The 22,648-nt window shown below is 68.8% G+C and carries 23 protein-coding genes and 1 tRNA gene; 9 read left to right on the plus strand and 15 right to left on the minus strand.

What is annotated here, in order from left to right; genetic code table 11:
* The first annotated feature begins 144 nt into the window (after positions 1-144).
* Positions 145-1,854 carry a CHAT domain-containing protein gene (locus EV187_RS05680; RefSeq protein WP_130351978.1) on the plus strand — a complete coding sequence of 570 codons (1,710 nt, stop codon included), beginning with the start codon at positions 145-147 and terminating at the stop codon, positions 1,852-1,854.
* A 174-nt stretch (positions 1,855-2,028) separates the two neighbouring features.
* On the opposite strand, the gene EV187_RS05685 is transcribed toward EV187_RS05680, so the two are convergent.
* Entirely contained in the window at positions 2,029-2,388 is a 360-nt protein-coding gene (locus EV187_RS05685) for a hypothetical protein (protein ID WP_130351979.1), read from the minus strand.
* 409 nt (positions 2,389-2,797) lie between these two features.
* Between EV187_RS05685 and EV187_RS05690 the strand changes: the two genes are divergently transcribed.
* Both EV187_RS05690 and EV187_RS05695 read left to right on the plus strand, forming a co-directional pair.
* Positions 2,798-3,139 carry a hypothetical protein gene (locus tag EV187_RS05690; RefSeq protein ID WP_130351980.1) on the plus strand — a complete coding sequence of 114 codons (342 nt, stop codon included), beginning with the start codon at positions 2,798-2,800 and terminating at the stop codon, positions 3,137-3,139.
* A 527-nt stretch (positions 3,140-3,666) separates the two neighbouring features.
* Positions 3,667-4,797, plus strand: a complete 1,131-nt coding sequence (locus EV187_RS05695) for a tyrosine-type recombinase/integrase (RefSeq protein ID WP_130351981.1) — start codon at positions 3,667-3,669, stop codon at positions 4,795-4,797.
* A 309-nt stretch (positions 4,798-5,106) separates the two neighbouring features.
* Here the strand turns inward: EV187_RS05695 and EV187_RS05700 are convergent, their stop codons facing one another.
* The 11 genes from EV187_RS05700 to EV187_RS05750 form a co-directional block, all read right to left on the minus strand.
* Positions 5,107-5,400: a GNAT family N-acetyltransferase gene (locus EV187_RS05700; protein ID WP_130351982.1), complete on the minus strand. Its 294-nt coding sequence runs from the start codon at positions 5,398-5,400 to the stop codon at positions 5,107-5,109.
* Between the two features lie 115 nt (positions 5,401-5,515).
* Positions 5,516-6,772: a DUF998 domain-containing protein gene (locus EV187_RS05705; protein WP_130351983.1), complete on the minus strand. Its 1,257-nt coding sequence runs from the start codon at positions 6,770-6,772 to the stop codon at positions 5,516-5,518.
* Positions 6,773-7,141: 369 nt separating this feature from the next.
* Entirely contained in the window at positions 7,142-7,333 is a 192-nt protein-coding gene (locus tag EV187_RS05710; protein WP_130351984.1) for a hypothetical protein, read from the minus strand.
* A gap of 300 nt (positions 7,334-7,633) precedes the next feature.
* Positions 7,634-7,706, minus strand: a tRNA-Arg gene (locus EV187_RS05715).
* A 175-nt stretch (positions 7,707-7,881) separates the two neighbouring features.
* Positions 7,882-8,313, minus strand: coding sequence for a hypothetical protein (locus tag EV187_RS05720; RefSeq protein WP_165391114.1), 432 nt, complete (start codon positions 8,311-8,313; stop codon positions 7,882-7,884).
* A 142-nt stretch (positions 8,314-8,455) separates the two neighbouring features.
* Positions 8,456-8,854, minus strand: coding sequence for an MmcQ/YjbR family DNA-binding protein (locus tag EV187_RS05725; RefSeq protein WP_165391115.1), 399 nt, complete (start codon positions 8,852-8,854; stop codon positions 8,456-8,458).
* Between the two features lie 52 nt (positions 8,855-8,906).
* The gene (locus tag EV187_RS05730; RefSeq protein ID WP_130351987.1) at positions 8,907-9,896 is read right to left on the minus strand and encodes a carbohydrate ABC transporter permease; all 990 of its coding nucleotides are present in this window, start codon (positions 9,894-9,896) and stop codon (positions 8,907-8,909) included.
* A complete protein-coding gene (locus EV187_RS05735; protein ID WP_130352273.1) occupies positions 9,893-10,822 on the minus strand; it encodes a carbohydrate ABC transporter permease in 930 nt (309 codons plus the stop codon). The genes EV187_RS05730 and EV187_RS05735 overlap by 4 nt, the downstream gene beginning before the upstream one ends.
* A gap of 185 nt (positions 10,823-11,007) precedes the next feature.
* Positions 11,008-12,366, minus strand: coding sequence for an ABC transporter substrate-binding protein (locus EV187_RS05740; protein WP_130351988.1), 1,359 nt, complete (start codon positions 12,364-12,366; stop codon positions 11,008-11,010).
* Between the two features lie 82 nt (positions 12,367-12,448).
* The gene (locus EV187_RS05745) at positions 12,449-14,128 is read right to left on the minus strand and encodes a glycoside hydrolase family 13 protein (RefSeq protein WP_130352274.1); all 1,680 of its coding nucleotides are present in this window, start codon (positions 14,126-14,128) and stop codon (positions 12,449-12,451) included.
* A 316-nt stretch (positions 14,129-14,444) separates the two neighbouring features.
* Positions 14,445-15,452, minus strand: coding sequence for a LacI family DNA-binding transcriptional regulator (locus tag EV187_RS05750; protein WP_130351989.1), 1,008 nt, complete (start codon positions 15,450-15,452; stop codon positions 14,445-14,447).
* Positions 15,453-15,577: 125 nt separating this feature from the next.
* On the opposite strand from EV187_RS05750, the gene EV187_RS05755 reads away from it, so the two are divergent.
* The 6 genes from EV187_RS05755 to EV187_RS05780 all read left to right on the plus strand — a co-directional run bounded on the left by EV187_RS05755 (position 15,578) and on the right by EV187_RS05780 (position 19,183).
* Positions 15,578-16,288: a DUF6766 family protein gene (locus EV187_RS05755; protein ID WP_130351990.1), complete on the plus strand. Its 711-nt coding sequence runs from the start codon at positions 15,578-15,580 to the stop codon at positions 16,286-16,288.
* A 16-nt stretch (positions 16,289-16,304) separates the two neighbouring features.
* Positions 16,305-16,811, plus strand: coding sequence for a hypothetical protein (locus EV187_RS05760; RefSeq protein WP_130351991.1), 507 nt, complete (start codon positions 16,305-16,307; stop codon positions 16,809-16,811).
* Positions 16,808-18,037, plus strand: coding sequence for an Nramp family divalent metal transporter (locus EV187_RS05765; protein ID WP_130351992.1), 1,230 nt, complete (start codon positions 16,808-16,810; stop codon positions 18,035-18,037). Before EV187_RS05760 ends, EV187_RS05765 begins: the two co-directional genes overlap by 4 nt.
* Positions 18,034-18,453, plus strand: a complete 420-nt coding sequence (locus EV187_RS05770) for a hypothetical protein (protein WP_242609447.1) — start codon at positions 18,034-18,036, stop codon at positions 18,451-18,453. The genes EV187_RS05765 and EV187_RS05770 overlap by 4 nt, the downstream gene beginning before the upstream one ends.
* Positions 18,440-18,787 (plus strand): PRC-barrel domain containing protein, encoded by a 348-nt coding sequence (locus EV187_RS05775; RefSeq protein WP_130351993.1) that lies wholly within the window; start codon positions 18,440-18,442, stop codon positions 18,785-18,787. The genes EV187_RS05770 and EV187_RS05775 overlap by 14 nt, the downstream gene beginning before the upstream one ends.
* A 120-nt stretch (positions 18,788-18,907) precedes the next feature.
* Positions 18,908-19,183 (plus strand): hypothetical protein, encoded by a 276-nt coding sequence (locus EV187_RS05780; RefSeq protein ID WP_130351994.1) that lies wholly within the window; start codon positions 18,908-18,910, stop codon positions 19,181-19,183.
* 71 nt (positions 19,184-19,254) lie between these two features.
* Here the strand turns inward: EV187_RS05780 and EV187_RS05785 are convergent, their stop codons facing one another.
* From EV187_RS05785 to EV187_RS05795, 3 genes are read right to left on the minus strand one after another with little or no spacing between them, the layout of a single operon-like run.
* Positions 19,255-20,220, minus strand: a complete 966-nt coding sequence (locus EV187_RS05785) for a carbohydrate ABC transporter permease (RefSeq protein ID WP_165391116.1) — start codon at positions 20,218-20,220, stop codon at positions 19,255-19,257.
* A complete protein-coding gene (locus tag EV187_RS05790; protein WP_130351995.1) occupies positions 20,217-21,194 on the minus strand; it encodes a carbohydrate ABC transporter permease in 978 nt (325 codons plus the stop codon). The genes EV187_RS05785 and EV187_RS05790 overlap by 4 nt, the downstream gene beginning before the upstream one ends.
* A complete protein-coding gene (locus tag EV187_RS05795; protein WP_130351996.1) occupies positions 21,191-22,585 on the minus strand; it encodes an extracellular solute-binding protein in 1,395 nt (464 codons plus the stop codon). The genes EV187_RS05790 and EV187_RS05795 overlap by 4 nt, the downstream gene beginning before the upstream one ends.
* Positions 22,586-22,648: the final 63 nt, after the last annotated feature.

The following is a 22,648-nucleotide window of genomic DNA, read 5'->3' on the forward strand; positions in this document are numbered from 1 at the left end:
CGGCCCTTCCGCTTAACCCGGAACGCTAGGGCTGGCCCGGAGACGTCGGGATTCCCTCGGCGCTAGCATGACGCAAAGGGGGAAGCGATAGTGCATGTCCTTGAAGTCGGGGTCAGCCGCGGAGGCGGGCGGGGCGAGTACGTCGTGCAGGTCGTGCGATCGCCCGCGGGTGAGGCATCTGCGACGTTCACCCTCGATAGCGACCGGCTGCTTGATGAGCGTCCGAACCTGCAGAACGCGCTCCTGTTGTCGTCGGTGAGCAGCCGGCGCGCAGCGGTCTCGGGTAATGAGGGTCTGGTGCAGACAGTTGGTCGGGAACTGTTCAATGCAGTATTTGGCCCCAAGGCAATCGCCGGTCTCTACGCCGCGAACCGTGCGCTGGCGGATGCCACCCAGGAAGAGCTCCGGATCGTGCTTAGGACGGAGTGCCCCGAGCTCGCGGCGCTGCCGTGGGAGGTCATGTACGACTCCGACGCAGATGCCTATGTGTGCCAGCGTGAACCGCTTGTCCGCCACGTGCCCGTGGCCACGGCGCCGCCACCCCTGCGCGTCCGCGGCGCCGTGCGCATTCTGGGCGTCGTCTCGTCGCCGCGCGGGCTGGCCATGCTCGACGTCGATAAGGAGAAGGAGAACCTGATCTCCGCGCTCGCGGGTCCGGCCAAGCGAGGGCTCGTTGACCTGCAGTGGGCGCCTGACGCGACCTGGAGCACCCTGCAGGAACTGCTCCTCAGTGAGGAATGGCACGTCATCCACTTCATCGGGCACGGCGACTTCGACTTCGAACGCGAAGAGGGCATCCTCGCGCTGGTCGGCAAGGACGGCCGGACCCACCGCGTCGAGGGCAGCCGGTTCGTCGTCCTACTGCGGCAGGCCCGGCCCATGCCGCGGCTCGTGGTGCTCAACTCATGCTCCTCGGCCACTTCGAGCTCTCAGGACCTGTTCTCGGGGACGGCGGCGGCGCTCGTGCGCGGCGGCGTCAGCGCGGTCGCGGCCATGCAGTTCGAGATCACCGACAGCGCGGCGATCGAGTTCTGCAGGGGCTTCTACAACGCCGTCGCGCACGGGCGCGGTGTCGACGAGGCGGTCGGCAGCGGACGCGTGGCGATCCTCGGGTCCAGCGGCGACACGCTGGAGTGGCTCACGCCGGTGCTCTACCTCCGCGGGCTGGACTCGCAGTTGTTCGCCGTCGAGCGCGCCGGTGCGGACGGCGCCCCGCCGCCGCCGAGTGCCGAGGAGCGCGTGGCGCAGGCGCAGGAGGCGCTCGACGAGCACGACGCCGCGACCGCGATCCCCGTCCTCGACACGGTGCTCGCCGACGATCCGGAGAACGCGCCGGCGCAGGAACTGCGCGGGGCCACCGTCGAGGACGTCGGGAGCGTGTCACGTAATGCGGCTGCGATCAGTGTGCTCGAGGGTCGAATCATAGAGATGCGAGACTTAGAACGAGACATTCGCGCACGCTTGCGCTCCATCTTTTCCAGTGCTTTCCAGAGACTTGGTTCTTCGGATGATTTCGTCCTTCAGGCATTTGCGCGAGAGCATGGACAGCAACTGGATCGGTTCCTTGAGGAGATGAGCCGAAAACTGATCGGGCTGTCTATTGTCAACGACGATCAGTCCAATGAGGGGGATCAGTTGTTCGTAGACCCGGAAGCCGTCAGGATACGTGAGCTCATCGAGTTCGCATCCCAATATCGGATGCGTCTTGAAACATGGCTGCTGACCATTCGGGGCGATCTGGCTCACCTCGCAACGCGAACCGACTTCTATGGTCAACCGGCGGAAAGCCTCCGAGCCGAATTGGGAAGGTACTTCCAAGCGCAATTGGAGCGCTTGGGCCCCTCTGCGGCATGACTAACCCCGTCTCGTGGCATCGGTGCCTCGAAGATTCGCTGCGCCCGATGCCACATCCCGTGTGGCATGTCGCCGCTGACGGGCGGTGGCCAACCGACCTGCCCGACAGGCGGTCCGTCCGCGGACGTCCTGAACGGGATCCGTCATTGGCCTCCTGCGTATTGTCAGGAGCGCTCACGCAGGGGGCGGCTCGCGGTGGCCGTCCTGAAGTTCCTCCGAGACCGCGCGGAACACGGATTTCGCGGCTTGGCGGTTCGCGGTGCTCTGCAAGAGCCCTCCAGACATACCCCTTGGCTCCACGGTCAGCTGAAGCACTGAGCCCACGCCCGACGGAACGACTTGGATGCGTATCCGCTCTCCAAATCCAGACAGGCTCGCCGCTGTTGTCAGAAGCTCGACGGTCAGCATGAAATCGTCCGAGGCCTTCAGCTTGAACTGCTTCTCGGCAACCGAACGCAGCGTCGCGTATGCCACTGCCGGCGACACGGGCACGTACCGGTCGTCGCACTGAGGCTTGTATCCAAATAGGGCCATGGCGCGATATTAGCCATGTTGATAACTCGATCGAGACTGCTATTCGGAGGGATCACGGCGGATTTCGCCCTTCGCGTTGGCGCGCCAAAGTCGTGCCCCGCGGTTATTCCGCGCATCCGCTTGCGGACGTCCGCAAGCGAACCCAAGGATCGTCTTGCGTGCGCTAATCGTCTGCTCTCTGCTCGGGCCCGCCTCTACTGTTGCTTCCGTGAATCGGCAGCGCGAACCCGACTTCGAAGACAACTGGCGGGTTTTCGATGAGGTCGTCGCGTAGACTCGCGACCTGGTCGGTTCCGACGGCACTGAGGACCTCGGCTACGTCCACAGCGGCCGAATCGGCGTCTACGATGTCGAACCGCTCAACCCCCGCGCGCGACGTATCAACATCATTGCCGAGCAGTTCTTCATCGTGACTGTCGGCGATGACGGCGGGCGCTGGGAATTGAGCTACACGGATGAGGACATCGCCCTCGCACGGCGCATCATCGCCGCCGCCGTGGCAGGCAGAATCGAGGAGCGCAAGGCGTTCGGACGCTCCCGCGTGGTCGTCACGTTTGAGGACGGCGAGACCATCGGCGAGACCGGCTACTCCGGATGCGCGTCGCTGGTGGTGCCGCAGCCGGGATGGACTCGATGGGGCGAAGGGATCCGCTACGAGCCATTCGGTCGTCATAGTCCGACGAGGGCAAGCACCAACGGCACGATCTTCGATGCTCGGAGATCTGTTGTTGCGGTAACTCCAGTCTGCTAGGCCGTAGTTCGCGCGGTGTCCGATCAGGGTCCTCGTGCGTCCATGGTCCGCGCCGAGCCGAACGTTCGCTTGTGCGCGAATGATGCGATGCCCGCATACCTCGCCCGGTGAAGATGCCCGCTCAGGTACGCCAACCGCAACAGGGATGTCCGTCTGGAAGGTCGACTCACGGGACAGGGTCGCCCGAGGCCTCTCGAGAGCCGTGCCCACATTTTGCCCACGACTGACCACCACTGATCGGGACACACGGTGATCACGTTGCCGCCGAATGCCCCGGATTCATTGGGCAGACAATCCCGACCCCCGAGACTAGGCGGCATCCGAGCCGACTGAAAATCGGAAGGTCACCGACTAGAGCGGTGAGAGCATTCGGGGGAAATCGACCTCGGGTCGGTATGGGTCGCGCACCAATGCGGCGATCACCCAGTGACTCATCCGTCAATAATCCGACGCCTGCTTCGTCTGAATCTAGCGACTGCAGACCCGGCCAGGGGAGGTTGGTTGGACCGAATCAGGAAGGACCGCAGTTGGCGACGATCAGCGCGTACGAAACGGCGAATGGCCGACGGTACCGAGTCCGCTACCGGAAGCCAGATCGCACTCAGACCGATAAGCGGGGCTTCAAGACCAAGCGGGAAGCGGAGCTCTTTGCGTCATCCGTCGAAGTCGCGAAGGCCCGCGGAGAGTTCATCGACGCTACCGCAGCTCGGGCAACCATTGGAGTTCTCGGCGCTGAATGGCTCGCCACGCAGACGCATTTGAAACCGTCGACCGCACGATCGATCGAGAGCGCATGGCGTGTTCACGTCGAGCCCGTCTGGGGTGGACGGGCGGTCGCAGACGTACGGCACAGCGAGGTCCAAACATGGGTGACGAGACTCGCCAGGACCAAGAGCGCTACGACGGCAAAGCGGGCGCATGGAATCCTTTCGTCGATCCTTCAACGAGCGGAGAAGGACCGTCGAGTCGCAACCAATGCTGCACGTGGGGTGAATCTTCCCCGCAAGAAGGCACGGAAGCACATCTACCTCTCCCATAATCAGGTGGACGCGTTGGCGAGCAACGCAGGCGAGCAGGCGACGCTCGTGAGATTCCTCGCATACACGGGCCTGCGCTGGGGTGAGGCCACGGCGCTCAGAGTTCGCGATCTCGATCTACTCCGGCTGAGGGCGAGCGTCGTCGAGAATGCTGTGCGGGTCGGCGGTCGGATAGTCGTAGGAACGCCCAAGTCGCATCGGAGTCGGTCAGTTCCGATCCCTCAGTTCCTCGCAGAATCAGTGAGTCGTCTTTGCGAGGGCAAATCTCGAGACGCGCTGCTTTTCGGCGACGGTGGCTACTACGTGCGGCCGCCCAGCTCCCAGTCGGGCTGGTTCGAGAGAGCCGTGCGCGCGACGATGGCTGCGGACGTCTCCTTCGAGCGTGTCACGCCCCACGACCTACGGCACACAACGGCCAGCCTGGCGATTAGCGCAGGCGCCAACGTCAAAGCGGTGCAACGAATGCTGGGTCATGCCTCTGCGGCGATGACGCTGGACATCTACGCTGACCTCTTCGACGACGACCTCGATGCGGTTGGAGCAGCCTTGAATCATGCGGCTGGAGCGGCAACTGTGGGCAGAATGTGGGCAAACGGTCGCGAGTCAACTGCCGTGAGCTAGAGACTTCCGCAGAGTTACAGGCCACACGGCACTCGTACGCCGGGCAGGACGGTGGGGTGGGAACCCTACCTCCCACCCCACCGCGGCCTCCCAGGGAGGCCTCTCCCGCCGAGCGACCCGAACTGAGCTCGGCGAGCACGACCCGAGGGATCGACCGAAATCGGGCCCAGGTCGTCGACGCACGACGAACCAGTCGGGTTCGGGCCGACTCGGGTTTGGTCGAATCGTAACTGCGGCACCGGCCGCGCGCATCGCCCCGAATGAGGGTCAAAGCGTTCGTGCAGGGTTCACGCGACGCCGTTGCCGGGGCTAGGCCGGCCAGTCGACGGATGCCTCGTAGCCGCCGTGCTCCCGCAGGTAGGCGGCGATGAACGGGCACTTCGGCACGATCCGCTCGCCGCGCGCGACGGCGTCGTCGAGCACGAACCTGGCGAGGCGCGTGCCGAGACCCTGGCCCTCGTACTCGGGGCGGACGATGGTGTGGGTGAACGTGATGCGTCCCGGCTCGGCGCGGAACTCCGCGTAACCGGCGAGTTCGCCATCGACGGTCAGCTCGTAGCGCCGCGTGTCCTCGTTGCGCTCGATGGCGATGGTGTCGTTCATGCACTCCTCCGACGTCGGACGGCCCCGGGCGGGATCCCGGGCTCCCCTCCATCACAACACGTTCGGGCCCCGTCGGCATTCCGCGCTGCGAGGTGGTGGACGGAGGCTCGCGCGGTCAGGCGGTCGCCGCGGCGTCGGGCGGATCGTCGGCTCCGTCCCTCCGCAACGCGCGGCGGACGTCGTGGGACGCGGCGGTGCGGGTCGTCGGACGCGGAACGCGTGAGGGGATCCGTCCGGGCGGAGTCCGCCGAGTCGTCGCCCGCGCCGCCGGGTGCTCGGCCGCTCCGGCGACCGGGTGCCGTGCGCCGGCTCGGGCGGGGACGAGATGCCGACCGGTCGCGGCATCCGTCGTCGCGGGGGTCGAGTGCGTGATCGCCACCAGCGCGATGAGCCACGCGAACACGAGCGTGAACGCGACGATCTCGAACACGGTGAGGTTGAACACGCCGATGCCGTCGTAGGCGATCATCGCGACCACCTCGATCGCGATCGACAGGTAGGAGCCGGCCACGAGCGAGCGCGGCATTCGCCGGGCCCACAGCTGCACGCCGAGGCAGAGCGCGGCGAACGACGCGGCGGCGGTCGCCGCGGCGGCGTTGTGCAGGTCGGTCGCACCGTCGATCGGCACGAGGCCGACCCCCACGAGGCTGACGCCGATCAGCACGATGAGTGCACGCATCGCCACGAGCCCGCCTCGGCGCGCCTCGAACCTGGGCTCGGCCACCGCCCGGGTGAGGCCGGCGGACATCGCGGCGATGCCCGCGCCCGAGACCACGATCGCGATGTTGAAGCACGCGGCGGCGATGTCGTCGGACGTGCCGAGCGTGCTGAAGTTGTGCGTCCACCATTCGCCGGTGGGCGTGATGCTCATGCTCGCGAGGCTCCCGACGGCGAGGAGCATCGCGATGAGGTTGAACGTGCGATAGGCCTCGTGCTCGATGGCGTGCCGGTGCAGGCGGAAGGTTCCGAGACCCAGTCCGGCGCCCAGCAGGATCGCCGCGAGCGAGTGGCCGCCCGGGAACACGTCGAACGCCTCGCCCGTGAAGTGCACGCCGAGCACGGCGATGGCACCCCAGGTGAGCCCGTTCGCGCGTGCGCGTGCGTCCCGGCCGAGGCCCGGCAGCCCGAGGTGCGCGAGCGTGGCGATGCCGGCACGGGATGCCGAGGCCACCACGAGCGCCGCACCGACGGCGGCGCCGGCCGTGATCGCCGGCAACGCCCAGACGAGGTCGGCGGCGTGCATCGCGACGCCCGGGGCCGCGTCCATGCCCCCGCCGCCGTGCGCACGCCCGGCAGCGAAGGCCGAGGTGAACTCGTGGAACACGACGATCGCCACGGCCATCGCGATGAGCAGGGCGGAGCCACGCCGCATCGCGGCTCCGCCGCGAACCAGGCGCTCGGCGGGCGATGCGGGTTCACCGATCGGCCGACCGTGCCCCCCACGGTCGGCGCTGCCGGAGCGGACCGCACCTCGTCGCTGCCGTTCACCCCGGTTCGACGACACCGGGAGACCCCCGGCACGCGCACCCCTCATTATCCGAACTCTCGATCACGGGACCCAGATGTGTGCCGAGCATAGCCGGGGCGCGCGGCGCGTGGCACGGGCGGTCGGCGGCGCACCCGCCGATGTTCGGCGGATTCCCAGCCTCCGACGCACGAATCCCTGATGAAACGGCTCATCTGGCCCCCGAGCGGGGGTGGCACGGCTTCCGGGTGGTGGCTCAGCCGACGCGTGCGGGCGTCAGCGCGGGAAGCGGTCGAGCTGACGTTGCCCGGTCGGTTCGCGAGTGGTCATGCTCTCCGTGATGCTCAGCGGCACGGTCGCCAACGCGAGCACGATGACCACCGCCGCCACGAAGGCCAGCAGCAGCTGCACGGCCCGTCGATCACTCAGCGGGTCGGGGGTGCGTTGCGCCGATGTCAATTCGTTCACTCGGTCGTCTCCGTTTCGCGTCGGGGTTCGCACACGGCGGATCGCCGGGGACGGTGGCTCGTGGGACGGCGACGGGCTTCGCGGCCGAGATCACACAGACTGACCGGGACCTCGAGAAGCCCGAGACCGGCCAGCCTGCCATCGGGCTGGTTCCCCACGACCCGATGTCTCATGTCTATCGGGCGGGCAGCCGAGAAGCGAGCCCTTGACTCCGCCGGAGATGCGTGCCCGCGCACCCGACGACAAAGGCCCCGGGTCACGCGATCGCGTGACCCGGGGCCTGTACTGTCTCAACCAGTGTGCGCCCGGAGGGATTCGAACCCCCAACCTTCTGATCCGTAGTCAGATGCTCTATCCGTTGAGCTACGGGCGCATGGGATGTCGCCCTCGCATCCGTGCGATCAGGCAACCACGCCACTCTATCCCACGCGGTTCGATCTCGCCAATCGAGCGGCGGGGTACCAGGGGGCCGGGGCGCTCCCCTCGAGGCGCAGGGAACGCCCCGCCCATTCGCGAGCGGGGCGTTCCGAGCGCTGCGTTCGACCGACTCAGAATTCGACGCCGCACGCGGCGTAGCTGCCGAAGATCTGCTCGCCGTAGGCGGCGAAGGCGTGATCGATGCCCTTGCCGTCGGTGGAGTGCGAGAGGTTCGGGTTGTGCGCGGCGATGACGCCGTCCTGGCCGACGGCGCCCTTCACCATCACGGTGAACGAGGCGGGCGCGCCGGTTCCAGCGTAGGCCGCCTTGATGCAGTCGGCCTGCTGCTGGGTGAGCACGCCGCCGGTCACGTCGCCCTGGATCGCGTCGGAGACGACGAGCGTGAACCAGGCCTGCGAGTTGGCGCCGGCCTTGGCGTCGCCCTTGTCGGAGCGGCTGGGGTTGTAGCACTCGTGCGCGTAGGCGGCGGCTCCGGTGCCGAGCGCCAGCGCCGCGGCGAGCGCGACCCCCGCGCCCACGTTGGTCAGTGTCCTGGAGAACATGGTGTCCTTTCGGGTGGCGAATGGCGCGACGGAATATCGCGTCATCCTCCACCGTGGCCCTGCGGCATGTGCCATGTCACCGTGCTGGCCCCGATTCCGCCGCCCCAATCCGGGGGGCACGCTCCGCTTTGCGGATGGCGGTTCACGCGTCGGCGTGGTCGGGCCGCAGCGCGTCGAGGGCCGCCAGCTGCCGGCGGTTCGCGACCTGCCGGTACGACGTCTCGATCACCTCGGCGAGCAGGTTCCAGTCGGTGTCGGGCGCATCGAGGTCGACGCCGAGCCAGCGGTTCCGGTCGTAGTACGGCGCTCCGTAGAAGCGGCCGTCTTGGACGAGCGCGAGGTGCTCCTGGGGGTCGGTCTTCACGATGATCGAGAGCGGGTTGTCGGCGATCGCGGCCACGTGCACGAAGATCGGCTTGGCGGCACGGAAGGTGGGCCGGCCCCACGCCTCGACCTCGACGACCTCGGGCAGCGCGAAGCAGATCCGGCGCACGCGTTCGACGAGCGGATGCTCCGGATCGACCACTCGCGGATGCTCCACGGGCGCCAGCCTACGCCGACGCCCGCGGCATCCGTCGTGCCCGCGGCATCCGTCAGCCCTTGACCGCGCCGCCCAGGCCGGCGGATCGCAGGAACACGCCCTGGAACACGAGGAACAGCACCACCGGGATGAGCGTCGAGATCGCGAGCGCGGCGAGGAACACGTCGAGCTCGATCGACTGCTGCACCGCCGGGAGCCGCACCGACAGCGGCTGCACCGCCGGGTCGGGGAGGACGAGCATCGGCCAGAGGAAGTCCTTCCACGCGGCGATGATCGCGAACACCGAGACGACGCCGAGGATCGGCTTCGACATCGGCAGCACGATCGACCAGAACAGGCGGAACGGGCCGGCCCCGTCGGTCTTCGCCGCCTCGAACACCTCGCGCGGCAGGGCGTCGAAGAAGCGCTTCACGAGCAGGATGTTGAACGCGTTCGCCGCGGCCGGCAGCCACACCGCGAGGTAGTTGTTGAGCAGCGACACGTCGCCGAGCAGCGGCGGGTTCACGATCGTGAGGTACAACGGCACGAGCAGCACGACGGCGGGGATGAACAGCGTCGCGAGGATCGCGCCGTTGAGGATCGGGGCGTACCTCGGCCGCAGCACCGACAGCGCGTAGCCCGCCGTCGTCGCGACCAGCAGCTGGAAGAACCAGGAACCCGCGGCGATCACGATCGTGTTCCAGAAGAACTGGTCGATGTGCACGTCGTTCCACGCCTGCGGGAGGTTCGCCCAGTCGATCCCGTTCGGCCAGAGCGCGAGCGGCTGGCGCAGCGTGTCCTGCGTCGGCGTGACGGCGGACTTCGCGAGCCAGAGCAGTGGGCCGAGTCCGGCGATCACGAGGCCGACGAAGAGCACGAAGTGCACGCCGCCCATCCCGACCTTGACGCCGCGGTTCTTGCGGTCGTGGTCCGACACGATGCCGCGGTCGCCCGTCTCGTCGGGACGACGAGCCGCTCGCCGACGGCCGATGACGCCGCGCAGGCCGCTCGCCGCATGCGGGGCGTCGACCCCTTCGAAGACGGGTGGCTGGGTCGTCGTCATGAGGTGCTCCAGCGTTCGGTGAGCTTGAAGTACAGCCAGCTGAGCAGCGCGAGCACGATGGCGAGCATGACGCTGAGCGCGGTCGCCTCGCCGTAGTCGCCGCCGAGGCTGTTCTGGAAGGCGTAACGGTAGATGAGTAGCAGGATGGTGACCGTCGCGTTGTTCGGACCGCCGCCCGTGAACAGGAACGGCTCGAGGAAGACCTGCGCCGTCGCGATGACCTGCAGGATCAGCATGATGAAGAGGATGCCGCGCAACTGCGGCAGCGTGACGTGCCAGATCTTGTTCCAGATCGAGGCGCCGTCGACCTCGGCGGCGTCGTAGAGCTCGGGCGGCACGCTGAGCAGCGCGGCGAGGTAGATGATGATCGAGCCGCCGGCCGCCGCCCACGTCGCCTCGAGCACGAGCGACGGCATCGCGGTCGCCGACGACTGCAGCCACGGCTGCGGCGGGATGCCCACCCAGCCGAGGATCGTGTTGAAGAGGCCGGTGGGGCTCGCGTCGTAGAAGACCTTCCAGAGCAGCACCGCCACGACCGGGGGGACGACGACGGGCAGGTAGGCGAGCGCCGAGTAGAACCCCTTCGCTCGCCGCACCTCGCTCATCAGCACCGCGACGACGATCGGCAGCGGGAACCCGAAGAGCAGCGCGAGCAGCGCGAAGTACAGCGTGTTGAGGATCGCCGTGCCGAGCAGCGGGTCGTTCAGCACGTGCACGAAGTTGTCGAGCCCCACCCAGGTGGGCGCGTCGAGGAGGTTCGTCTCCTGCAGGCTCATGATCACCGACTGCACGATCGGCGACCAGCTGAAGACCGTGAAGACGATGAGCATCGGCGCGAGGAAGACGAGCGTCGAGAGGCCGCCGCCGCGTACCCAGGTGCGGAGGTTGCGGGTTCTGGGTCGCCGAGCCGGCGGCGCGGGAACCATCGGCCCGGAGGCGGGGCGGGGCACGGGATCGCCCTCGGTCGGCGCCTGGTGCTTGGTGCTGAGGGTCATCCGGGAATCCTTCGGTGGGTGTTCCGGCCCGCTGGGGGCCGGCCGGAACGGAACGGGTCGACGGATGCCGCGAGCCGCTCGGGGAGGAGGTCCGGCTCGCGGCATCCGCCCGTCTCCTACTCGTCGAGCAGGGCCTGGGCGTCGACGTCCGCCGCCTCGAGAAGGGCGTCGATGTCGGCGTTCTGGTCGGTGAGCACCGCCTGCACCACCGTGTCGAGCAGGGCGTAGATCTCCTGGGTCTTGCCCTTCGGCTCGCCCACCGGCGTCTGCTCCCAGATGCCGTCGGTGAACGGCGTCATCTGGTCGCGCGGCACGTTGATGTACGGCTCGATCCACGTCAGCGACTCCTCGTAGGTCTCGCGATCGAGGACGGGGAGGAGCGGGGTGCCGATCGCCTGGCCGCTCTCGGTGAGGGTCTTGGCGTCCAGCACCGCTGCGTCCTCGTCGAGGAGCTTCTGCATGTAGAACCAGTCGATCCACGTCACGGCCGCGGCCTTCGTGGCGTCGTCGACCGTCGGGCTCACGACCGCGATGTCGCCGCCGCCGAGGGTGCCGCCGCCGTTCTCGACGGGCACGACGGTGAGGCCATAGTCGTCGGGGTTCAGCGAGAAGTCGCGAACGAGCGCCGTGTAGACGTCGGATCCCGACGAATACATGCCGATGTTGCCGGCGGCGAACTCCTGGTTGATCGTGCCCCAGTCGAGCAGGAAGTTCGAGCCGAGCGAGTTGTCCTCCCAGCGCAGGTCGTGCAGGAACTCCAGCGCCGCCTTGGTGGCGTCGTTCGCGATGGTCGACGTGTAGGTCCCGTCGCCGTTGTCCTCCTGGATGCTGCCGCCACGCGCAGCGGATGCCGCCACCAGCTGCCAGCCGCCGGTGTTGTTCTGCGTCATCTCCATGAAGCCCGCCTTGCCGGTCTTCTCCGAGATGGTCTTGGCGGCCTTGCGGATCTCGTCCCACGTGGTCGGCGGGCTGTCGGGGTCGAGGCCCGCCTGCTCGAACAGCGTGCGGTTGTAGTGCAGGCCCATCGCGTAGGCCTGGCGGGGGAACCCGTAGATGCGGTCGCCGTCCTTCACGGCGTCGAGGATGATCGGGTTGAACTTGTCGGCGTAGCCGAGCTCCTCGACCTCGTCGGTCACGTCCATGAGCTGGCCGTTCTCGAGCAGGGTCTTGGAATCGGTGAACGGCACGGTGAACACGTCGGGGAGGCTGCCGCCGGCGAGCTGCACGGCGAAGGTGGGGCCCTCCCACTCGTACTCGACCCCGATGATGTCGATGTCGGGGTTGGCCTTCTCGAACTGCGCCTCCTGCTCGGCGAACGCGTCGTAGGCGGCGGCGTCGGCGCCGGGCGGGAAGGTCGCGACGCGGAGCTCCGTCTTGCCGCTGTCGTCTCCGCCTCCCGCGCTGCAGGCGGCGAGCGCGCCCACCATCGCGAATGCGGCGAGGCCGGCGATCGCGACTGTTCTCGGTGACTTCATTGTCCAGTCCTTTCGGTGCTGTGTGGTGCGGGGTGTGGTGAGGGTGACTGCCGCGGCGTGGTGCGAGCTGCGGCCTCGACGGTCAGGCGGGTCGGTGAAGCCAGGCCGTGGAGTCGGGAGGCAGCATTCCGCCGACGAGCGGGGTGCTGGAGAGGAGGATGCGGTCGTGGTCGGGCAGGGCCATGGGCGCCGTGCCGAGGTTGGTGACGTTCACGACGTCGTCACCGCGCTGGAACACCAGCGCGGTGGGGTCGCTCGGAAGCCACGTGAGCGTGCCGTCGCCGAGCGAGCCCTCGCGCCTTCGGATGCGGAGGGCCTGGCGGTACAGCCAGAGCATCGAGGCCGGGTCGGACTCCTGCGCCTGCACGGTCAGGGCGGCCCATTCCGCGGGCTGCGGCAACCACGGGGCGGCGACGGTGCCGTCACCGCCCGGCACCTCCGGGCTGAACCCGAAGGGCGCGGCGACCCCGCGCCATGGCAACGGCACGCGGCATCCGTCGCGGCCCGGGTCGACCCCGCCCGAGCGGAAGTGCATCGGATCCTCGAGCACCTCCCGCGGCAGCTCGACCTCGGGCAGGCCGAGCTCGTCGCCCTGGTACAGGTAGAGGGAGCCGGGCAGTGCCGCGGTGAGCAGCGCGGCGGCGCGGGCGCGGCGGCGGCCGAGGTCGAGATCGGTGGGGGTTCCGAAGCGCTTCCTGGCGAAGGCGAAGCTCGAGTCCTCACGGCCGTACCGGGTGACGGGCCGGGTGACGTCGTGGTTCGAGAGCACCCACGTGCTCGGCGCCCCGACCGGCGCGTGCGCGGCGAGCATCAGGTCGATCGAGGCGCGGAGCTCCGCGGCATCCCACGGGCGCGACATGAAGTCGAAGTTGAACGCCGTGTGCATCTCGTCGGGCCGCAGGTAGGCCGCGAAGCGCTGGGCATCGGGCACCCACACCTCGCCCACGAGCACGCGCGTCCCCTCGTACGAGTCGGCGATGCGCCGCCACGAGCGGTAGACGTCGTGCACCTCGTCGCGGTCCTCGGTGGGATGCCCGCCGGGGGGCACCTCCGCGGGGACCTCGGGCAGCGCCGGGTCCTTGATGAGCAGGCCGGCGGAGTCGATGCGAACGCCGGCGACGCCGCGGTCGAACCAGAAGCGCAAGATGTCCTCGTGCTCGCGCCGCACGTCGGGGTGGTTCCAGTTGAGGTCGGGCTGCTCGGGGGTGAAGAGGTGCAGGTACCACTCCCCCGGCGTGCCGTCGGGGTTCACGGTGCGCGTCCAGGTGTCGCCCTGGAAGTTCGAGATCCAGCTCGTGGGCATCTCGTCGCCGTTCGGTCCCTTTCCGGGGTGGAACCAGAAGCGTCCCCGCTCGGGCGATCCCGGGCCGGCGGCGAGTGCCGCCCGGAACCACGGATGCTCGCTCGAGAGGTGGTTCGGGACGATGTCGATGATCGTGCGGATGCCGAGCTCGAGGGCCTCGGTGATGAGCAGCTCGGCGTCCTCGAGCGTGCCGAAGGTCGGGTGGATGTCCCGGTAGTCCGAGACGTCGTAGCCGCCGTCGGCGAGGGGCGACGGATACCACGGGTTGAACCAGAGCGCGTCGACGCCGAGTTCCTTGAGGTACCCGAGTCGACTGCGCACGCCGCGGAGGTCGCCCGTGCCGTCGCCGTCCGAGTCCGCGAAGCTGCGGACGTAGACCTGGTAGATCACCGCGCTGCGCCACCACAGCGGATCCTTCACGAGGGTCGGGGGCACCGTGCCGGGTTCCGTGAGTGGCATGGTCACGCTGTGGTTCTCCTCCGTGGACGGGCGGCGCGCCGCGTCCTTCGGAGACCGCGGCGTCGATACTCCGAAACGTAATGAGAGCAACAGATTGATGCAACTTTTCAACAATCAGGCATTCGCTTGCGTTCAGTTTCGTGAACTTGCGAGAGCGGTTTGCTGATGTTCTGCGCATCTTCGCTGGCCCGGGTGGTCGAGCGGATGCCGCGGAGGGTCCAGGACCATCCAACGCAGGATATTCGTCACGGTGCGCCCTTCACGTGGAGCGCAGCGACGATTCTCCTGCGTTGCGGGTTCGAAGGGGCCCGGGGCCTCAGCGCGGAGCAGGGGCGGTGGACGACCGCACCACGAGCTCGGGCGCGAAGAACACCTCGTCGCCGATCGGCGCCTCGCTCGACATCTGCCGCATGAGCAGCTCGATCACCATGCGACCCATCGCCTCGATGGGCTGGCGCACCGTGGTGAGCGGCGGCTCGGTGCAGTTCATGAGCGCGGAGTCGTCGTAGCCGATCACCGACACGTCCTCGGGCACGCGGAGGCCGGCCCGCCGCACGGCGCGGATCGCTCCGAGCGCCATCGGATCGCTCGCGCACACGATGCCCGTGACGCCGGCGGCGAGGAGCTTCGTCGCGGCGGTCTGGCCGGACTCCAGGGAGTACAGCGAGTGCACGATGCGGTCGTCGCCCAGCTCGAGGCCGAGGCGCGCCGCCATCCGCACCGCGGCGGCGTGCTTGCGGCGGGAGGGCATGTGGTCGCGGGGCCCGAGCAGGATCCCGATGCGCTCGTGCCCGAGCTGCACGAGGTGCCCGAACGCCTGCTCCATCGACGTGGCGTCGTCGCACGAGACGGTGGCGAATCCCAGGTCGTCGATCGGCGCGTTGACCAGCACGGTGGGCAGCTTCAGCTCGACGAGCCGCGCGTAGTGGTCGTGGTTCACGTCCGCCTGCGCGTACGCGCCGCCCGCGAAGATGACCCCCGACACCTGCTGGTGCAGGAGAAGCTCGACGTAATCGGACTCCGAGATGCCGCCCGCCGTCTGGATGCACAGCACGGGCGTGTACCCGTTCTGGGCCAGCCCACCGCCGATCGCCTCGGCGAGCGCGGGGAAGATCGGGTTCTGCAGCTCGGGCATCACGAGGCCCACGAGCCTGGCGCGTTCGCCGCGGAGCTTCGTCGGCCGCTCGTAGCCGAGCACGTCGAGTGCGGTGAGCACGGCGTCGCGCGTGGACGCAGAGACGCCGGGCTTGCCGTTGAGCACGCGGCTCACCGTCGCCTCGCTCACCCCGACCTTGCGCGCGACATCCGCGAGTCTTCTCGACATGCGGCCATGGTACGGCAGCGTGCGCAAGAACTCGACAACGGAGCGGCGGCGGCGAACCGCCTGTCAAGGGCTTGCCCGGGCCGCGGCGCGGGAGCACCATCGGAGCCAGAGCACCGGGAGGGACCATGACCGCGACGAAGGACGCACGCAGCACCCCGACGACCCGATCCTCGGCGGGTCGTTGGCTGCACGACCACGCACTGCTGATCGTCTCCCTCGCGATCTTCCTCGCATGCCTCGGCGGGATGATCGCGAGTGGGCTCCAGGTCTACAACGACGACCAGCTCGCCCACGGATCGGCGGCGGTCCCGCTCGGCGAGTATCTCCGATCGGGCGACTTCATCGAGGCGATGTTCGAGAACTGGGAGTCGGAGTTCCTGCAGATGGGCGCCTACGTCGTGCTCACGATCTTCCTGTTCCAGAAGGGCTCGTCCGAGTCCAAGCCGATCGGCCAGCGCATTCCGCAGGACGAGGACCCGCGCTCGGCGAAGGACGACCCCGACGCCCCGTGGCCGGTGCGCCGCGGCGGCCTCGCCCTGGTGCTGTACGAGAACTCCCTCGCCATCTTCTTCTTCCTGCTGTTCGGCCTCTCGCTCTGGCTGCACGCCGTCGGCGGCGCCGAGGCGTACTCGGCAGAGCAGGCGGAGCACGGACTGCCGGGCGTGACCACGCTCGAGTACCTCGGCACCGCGCAGTTCTGGTTCGAGTCGATGCAGAACTGGCAGAGCGAGTTCCTCGCGGTCGCCGCCATCGTCGGCGCCTCGGTGTACCTCCGCCAGCGGGGCTCGCCCGAGTCCAAGCCCGTCGCGACCCCGCACCATGAGACCGGCGACTGAGCGGCGGCGCCGAACCGTGGCCCGGGTCGCGACATCCGTCGCGGTCGTCGCGGTCGTCGCGCTCGCGGCCGCGCTCACCGGCTGCGCGAGTGCCGCCTCGACGCTGAACGACGCCACCGGTCAGGGCCTCGCCGCCGTGCAGACGGCCGCACTGGTCGTCGAGCAGGAGCTCGACGACCGCACGTTCCCCACGACGGCCACCGCCACGCTCGGCGACGCCCGGCGCGAGCTCGTGGCCGCCTCGACCGCGGCCTCCGAGACGGATGTCACGGCCTCATCCGATGCCGAGCTCCGCGAGGCCGTGCTCGAGGCGCTCGACGAGGGGCTGCGCGCGGTGAACGACGCCCGCGACGCGATGGCGGGCCTCGGCTCCCTCGAGGCGACGCTGCCGTCGCTCGAGCAGGCCGCCGAGCAGCTCGAGGATCTCGAGGCGCAGGCGTCGACGGCAGCGCAGACGGCAGCGGCGTCGACGGCGGGGGCGGGGGCGGAGCCGTCGGCGGGGGCGGAGGTCGGCCGGGCATGAAGAAGCTCTTCGCGGTCGCCCTCGGCATCCTCACCGCCATCGGCGGATTCGTCGACATCGGCGACCTCGTGACGAACGCCGTCGTGGGGTCCCGGTTCGGGCTGGGGCTCGCCTGGGTGGTGCTCGTCGGCGTGGTCGGCATCTGCGTGTACGCCCAGATGTCGGGCCGGGTCGCCGCCGTGAGCGGCCGCGCGACGTTCGAGATCATCCGCGAGCGGCTCGGACCGCGCGCTGGCCTCGCGAACCTCGCGGCCTCGTTCCTGATCAACCTGCTCACGGTGACCGCGGAGATCGGCGGCGTCGCGCTCGCGCTGCAGCTCGCCACCAGCGTCGACCCGATGTGGTGGATCCCCGTCGCGGCGTTCGGCGTGTGGATCGTCATCTGGCGGGCGCGCTTCGACCTGCTGGAGAACGTGACCGGGCTGCTCGGCCTCACCCTCATCGTGTTCGCCGTGGCACTCTTCATGCTCTCGCCCGACTGGGGATCGCTCGCGGACCAGGCCCTCCGGCCGGGGCCGCCCGCGGACGAGCCCGTCGCCACGTACTGGTTCTACGCGATCGCGCTGTTCGGTGCGGCGATGACCCCGTACGAGGTGTTCTTCTTCTCCTCGGGCGCCATCGAGGAGAAGTGGACGGAGAAGGACCTCGCCAAGTCCCGCCTGAACGTGCTCGTCGGCTTCCCGCTCGGCGGCCTGCTCTCGATCGCGATCGCCGGATGCGCCGCCGTCGTGCTGCTCCCAGCCTCGATCGACGTCACCAGCCTGAGCCAGGTCGTGCTGCCCGTCGCCGAGGCCGGCGGCAAGGTGGCGCTCTCGTTCGCGATCGTCGGCATCCTCGCGGCGACCTTCGGCGCCGCCCTCGAGACCACGCTGTCGAGCGGGTACACGCTGGCGCAGTACTTCGGCTGGTCGTGGGGCAAGTTCCGTCGGCCGGCGAGGGCGGCGCGCTTCCACCTCGCGATGATCGTGTGCATCCTCGTCGCCGTCGCCATCCTCGCCACCGGCGTCGACCCCATCCTCGTGACCGAGTACTCGGTGGTGTTCTCCGCGGTGGCGCTGCCGCTCACGTACCTGCCGATCCTCATCATCGCGAACGACCGCGAGTACATGGGCGACAAGGTCAACGGCCGCGGCATGAACCTCGTCGGCACGATCTACCTCGTGATCATCCTCGTCGCCGCGACCGCGGCGATCCCCCTGCTCATCGTGACGGGAGCCGGAGCATGAACGACGAATCAGCCCAGCGGATGCCCCGACCCGATCCCCGGGCGCCGAGAGGGCGCGTGCTCGACGCGCACCTGCACCTCCTCGACCGTCAGGTGCTCGACCGCGACGGCACGCCCGTCACGACGATCGACGACCTCGAGCTGGACGGCATCGAACTCGGCGCGCGCATCGAGCCCGGCTCGCCCGCGCCCAGCGTGGCGGCGATCCTCACCGGACCGCAACTGCTGATGCGGATCTTCGGCGGGCACGCCCCCGCCGCGCGACGCATCTCGATCCCCTGGAAGCTGGTCGCCTCGGTCGGCACGACCGTGCGACTCGGCGTCGGCGCCGATTCGCTCGACGCCTCGTGGGTCGAGCGATGGGTGAGCCGGCACATCATCGGCCGCATCCCCGGAGGTCGCCATGATCCTGAGTGACCTGCTCGGCTCCGACGCGCTCGAAGCCGACGGACGCCGGGTCGGCGGCGTCGTCGACGTGCGGCTCGAGATTTCGGGCGCCCCGGCGCAGCTCCTCGCCGAGACCGTGGTGACGGGCGTGCTCGTGAGCCCGCGCAGCCGGGTCTCGACGTGGGGCTACGAGCGCCGGGGCGAGAACGGCCCCGTCGTCATCGCCCGTCTGCAGCGATGGCTGCACCGCGGCTCGTTCCTGGTGTCGTGGGACGACGTCGAGCTCGTCGACGAGGGTCGGGTCGTGTTCCGCGACGGCTACGAACGCCACGACCCGATGCTCCCTCCGGCGCCGAAGACGTGATCTCCCGCCAGTAACCTGCTCGATCGGTGTCGTCAAGGCCTCGCCGTCGGCCGCGCGGCGGCGTACCGTCGGAGATACCGGATGCCCGGTGCATCCGTGTGCACTGGAAGGAGCATCACCATGGAACAGTCGATCGGTCGGGATACCGAACCGACGACGGAGGCGGGCGTACCCGACGCCCGCGAGATCGATTCACCCGAGCTCGTCGCCCCTGATTTCCACACACCCGAAGTCGACGCCGACGTGCGTCGGCGCCTGCGTGACCTCCCGCCGTCGATGGTGCGAGAGGACACCGGCATCATCGACCTGGACGAGGTGCAGCGCGCGATCGACCCGCTCGATCCCCGTCGCCCCGGCAGGCCGACGAACGACCCGCTGGATCCGACCGGCAGGTGATCCGACGTCCGCGGCATCCGACCGCGGCAGCGTCGGCCGAACCGGGACGAACCGGTTCGGCCGACGCCTGATCAGCCCTTCAGGCCCGACGACGCGACACCGTCGATGATCTGGCGCTGAGCGACGAAGAACACGATGATCATCGGGATGGTCGTGATGACGCTCGCGGTGATGATGATCTCCCAGTGCCACTCGCCGCCGAAGCCGAACGCGTCGACGAGCGACTTGAGACCGCGGGGCACCGTGAAGGTGTCGGAGTCGCGCAGGTAGATGAGCGCACGCATGAGGTCGGTCCAGACCGCCTGCACCTCGAAGACGAGCACCACTGCGAGCGCGGGCTTGCAGAGCGGGAGGGCGATGCGCCAGAAGACCCCGAACTGCGAGGCGCCGTCGATGCGCGCGGCCTCGAAGAGGTCCCGCGGCAGGCCGAGGAAGAACTGACGCAGCAGGAAGATGTAGAACGCGCTGCCGAAGAGGTTGCCGGCCCAGAGGGGGGTGAGCGTGCCCACCTGCCCCAGTCCGTTCCAGATGAGGAACGTCGGGATCATGGTGACCGCACCCGGCAGCATCATGGTGCCGAGCACCAGGGCGAAGAGCGCGCCCCGCCCGCGGAAGCGGAAGTACGAGAACCCCCACGCGACCATGGCGCTCGAGAACGTCACCGTCACCGCCGCGAGCACCGTCACGATGACCGTGTTCATCAGCCAGAGTCCGAGCGGCGCCTCCTGCCAGACCGACACGTAGTTGTCGAGCGTGAAGGTCTCGGGGATGAGTCGGTTGTCGAACACCTCGGTGCGCGGCTTGAACGACGCGCTGACGAGCCACACGAACGGGTACACGAACACGATGCCGAGGAGCGCGAGCGCGACCCAGGCGAACACCCGGCTCGCCCTGGTGCGCTTGCGGCGGCCTTCGCCGCGCAGCGCAGCCGCGTCGGTGGGCGGAACGGTGGTGGCCGCGGCCGGCACTGCCGCGTCGCGCCGCGGTGCGGGCCCGGCGGGGCCTCCGACGGGCAGTTCGACGTCGACGCCGGTCATCGATCCCCCTCGTAGTAGACGAAGCGGCGCGAGACGATGAGCTGGATGGCCGTCACGATCATGATGACCACGAACAGCCCCCACGCCATCGCCGACGCATAGCCCATGTTCAGGAACTCGAACGCCTGCTGGAACAGGTAGATCACGTAGAACAGGGCCGCGTCGTTGCTGTAGGTCGTGTTGCCGGCGCCGAAGAAGGCGGTGTACGCCTCGTCGAAGGTCTGCAGTCCCGCGATCGTGTTCACGATGATGACGAAGAACAGGGCGGGGCTGATCATCGGCAGGGTGATGCTGAACGACGTGCGCCAGAACCCGGCGCCATCGAGCTTGGCCGACTCGTACAGCTCGTTCGGCACGTTGCGCAGGGCGGCGAGCAGGATGATGACGGATGCCCCGACGGTCCAGAGCGACATCAGGATGAGTCCCGGCTTGACCCAGGCCGGGTCGGTGGTCCACGCAGGACCGTCGATGCCGAACCAGCCCAGCACCGTGTTCAGGAGTCCGTTCTGGCCGTTGAACAACAGGAGGAAGAGCACGCCCACGGCGACCGGCGGCGTCATCTTGGGGAGGAAGAACACGGTGCGGAAGAACCCCGACGCGCGACCCGCGCGATCGAGCAGCAGCGCGAGGGCGAGCGAGACGACCACGTAGAGCGGCACCTGCACGAGGGTGAAGAACGCCGTGTTGCCGAGTGCGAGGAGCACCTTCGGGTCCGTCGCCATCTGCGCGTAGTTCTCGAGCCCGACGAAGTTCGGGTCGTTGATGACGTCGTAGTCGGTGAGCGACAGGTAGGCGCTGTAGATCATCGGCCACGCCGTGAAGACCAGGAAGCCGACGATCCACGGGCTGAGGAACAGCATCGCCGACCAGACGTTGCGCCGGCTCGCGCGACGACGGTTGCGTTCGCGCTCCTCCGGGGTGGCGGTGTGCCGATCGGCGACACCGCCACCCGTGCGGATGGCCGTCGAGGTCATTCGCTCGCGCGCTCCTCGAGCGTCTGCCAGCCCTCGTCGAGCGCCTTCTGCGCCGACTCCTGCGCCTCGGCGAGGGCCTCCTCGGGCGTGGCCTCGCCGTTCAGGACGCTGTTCACGGCATCCTGCATGGCCTGCTCGAACTCGGCGTCGGCCGGGTTGGCCGGCAGCGACACCGTGTGGTCGTTCGCCTCGTACATCGCCTCGATGCCGGAGTCCCACGGCTCACCGCCGGAGGTCACCATGCCGCGGATCTCCTCGTCGGCCACCGAGTTGCCGGTGAGGATGCCGGTGAAGGGCTTGCCCTCCTCCTCCCGAACCGCGAGCCGGGCCTCGGCCGCTGCCCGCCACGCGTCCACGGAGGTCATCGCCTTCGCCCAACGGCATGCGGCGGCGGCGTTCTCGGTGCCCGAGGGGATCGCCCACGCCGATCCGCCGGCGAAGGCGATGGGCTCTCCGGAGGTCGTGCGCACCGTATCGAACGCCATGGGCGCGTCGGGCGACACTTCGTTGAGCACGTTGATGTACCACTGCTCCATCGGCATGGCGCCGAGCACGTTCGTGGCGAACTGGTTGCCCTCGCCGAAGAAATCGGCGGAGTCGCGGAACGCCTTGACCTGGCTGAACCCGCCCTGGTCGTCGTAGATGCCGACCGCCCACGTGAGCGCGTCGATCGCCTCCTGCGAATCGAGGCTCGCGGTCTTCCCGTCGTCCGAGAGCAACGACCCGCCCGCGGCGGCCACCCACAGCGGGAGGAACTCGGGGAGCTTCGAATCGACGCCGATGACCGAGAGCGATCCGCCGTCGGACTTCGTGAGCGCCTTGTTCGCCTCGGTCATCGCCGCACGGTCGGACCCGTTGACGTCCTCGATCGTCACGCCGGCCGCCGACAGCAGGTCGGCGTTCGCCATGGTCACCTGCACCTGGTTGAACTCCGGGATGCCGTAGACCTCGCCGTCGAGGGTCACCTGCTCGACCGCCGACTCGCGGAACTGGTCCATCTCGATCCCCTCGCCGTCGATGCAGCGCTCGAGCGGGATGATGGCGCCGCGAGCGGCGAGCGATCCGATCTGGTCGCGGTCGGCGTAGAGCAGCTCGGGCGGCTCACCGGATGCCACGGCCGAGAGGAACTGCTGGATGTCGAGGTCGCCCTCGATCAGCTCGACCTCGACGTCGCCGAGCTCGGCCTCCGCGTACTCCACCCGGGACGTCGCCACCTCGTCGACCCCCGAGAAGCCCATCACCGAGAGCTCGCCGCTCAGGTCGGCGTCGGGATCGTAGTCGGCGTCGTCGCCGCCGGCGGCACCGCCGGTTCCGACGGCGCATCCGCTCAGGACGAGGGCGATGGCTGCGGCGCCGGCCACGCAGCCGGCGGTGAATCGATATCGGGTCATGTCGGTGCCTCTCCTCGCGCCGCGGCTCGTGACCTCGGCGATGGCCTCACGCTAGGTCGCCGC

Origin of the sequence: Agromyces ramosus (assembly GCF_004216665.1) — a bacterium.
GTDB classification, from domain to species: Bacteria; Actinomycetota; Actinomycetes; order Actinomycetales; family Microbacteriaceae; genus Agromyces; species Agromyces ramosus.

Coding starts and splice junctions, on each gene's coding strand:
- EV187_RS05795 (WP_130351996.1), bottom strand. CDS start 22,585: ATGACCCGATATCGATTCACCGCCGGCTGCGTGGCCGGCGCCGCAGCC.
- EV187_RS05780 (WP_130351994.1), top strand. CDS start 18,908: ATGGAACAGTCGATCGGTCGGGATACCGAACCGACGACGGAGGCGGGC.
- EV187_RS05700 (WP_130351982.1), bottom strand. CDS start 5,400: ATGAACGACACCATCGCCATCGAGCGCAACGAGGACACGCGGCGCTAC.
- EV187_RS05790 (WP_130351995.1), bottom strand. CDS start 21,194: ATGACCTCGACGGCCATCCGCACGGGTGGCGGTGTCGCCGATCGGCAC.
- EV187_RS05775 (WP_130351993.1), top strand. CDS start 18,440: ATGATCCTGAGTGACCTGCTCGGCTCCGACGCGCTCGAAGCCGACGGA.
- EV187_RS05735 (WP_130352273.1), bottom strand. CDS start 10,822: ATGGTTCCCGCGCCGCCGGCTCGGCGACCCAGAACCCGCAACCTCCGC.
- EV187_RS05730 (WP_130351987.1), bottom strand. CDS start 9,896: ATGACGACGACCCAGCCACCCGTCTTCGAAGGGGTCGACGCCCCGCAT.
- EV187_RS05750 (WP_130351989.1), bottom strand. CDS start 15,452: ATGTCGAGAAGACTCGCGGATGTCGCGCGCAAGGTCGGGGTGAGCGAG.
- EV187_RS05785 (WP_165391116.1), bottom strand. CDS start 20,220: ATGACCGGCGTCGACGTCGAACTGCCCGTCGGAGGCCCCGCCGGGCCC.
- EV187_RS05745 (WP_130352274.1), bottom strand. CDS start 14,128: ATGCCACTCACGGAACCCGGCACGGTGCCCCCGACCCTCGTGAAGGAT.
- EV187_RS05765 (WP_130351992.1), top strand. CDS start 16,808: ATGAAGAAGCTCTTCGCGGTCGCCCTCGGCATCCTCACCGCCATCGGC.
- EV187_RS05770 (WP_242609447.1), top strand. CDS start 18,034: ATGAACGACGAATCAGCCCAGCGGATGCCCCGACCCGATCCCCGGGCG.
- EV187_RS05720 (WP_165391114.1), bottom strand. CDS start 8,313: ATGTTCTCCAGGACACTGACCAACGTGGGCGCGGGGGTCGCGCTCGCC.
- EV187_RS05685 (WP_130351979.1), bottom strand. CDS start 2,388: ATGGCCCTATTTGGATACAAGCCTCAGTGCGACGACCGGTACGTGCCC.
- EV187_RS05705 (WP_130351983.1), bottom strand. CDS start 6,772: ATGCGGCGTGGCTCCGCCCTGCTCATCGCGATGGCCGTGGCGATCGTC.
- EV187_RS05740 (WP_130351988.1), bottom strand. CDS start 12,366: ATGAAGTCACCGAGAACAGTCGCGATCGCCGGCCTCGCCGCATTCGCG.
- EV187_RS05755 (WP_130351990.1), top strand. CDS start 15,578: ATGACCGCGACGAAGGACGCACGCAGCACCCCGACGACCCGATCCTCG.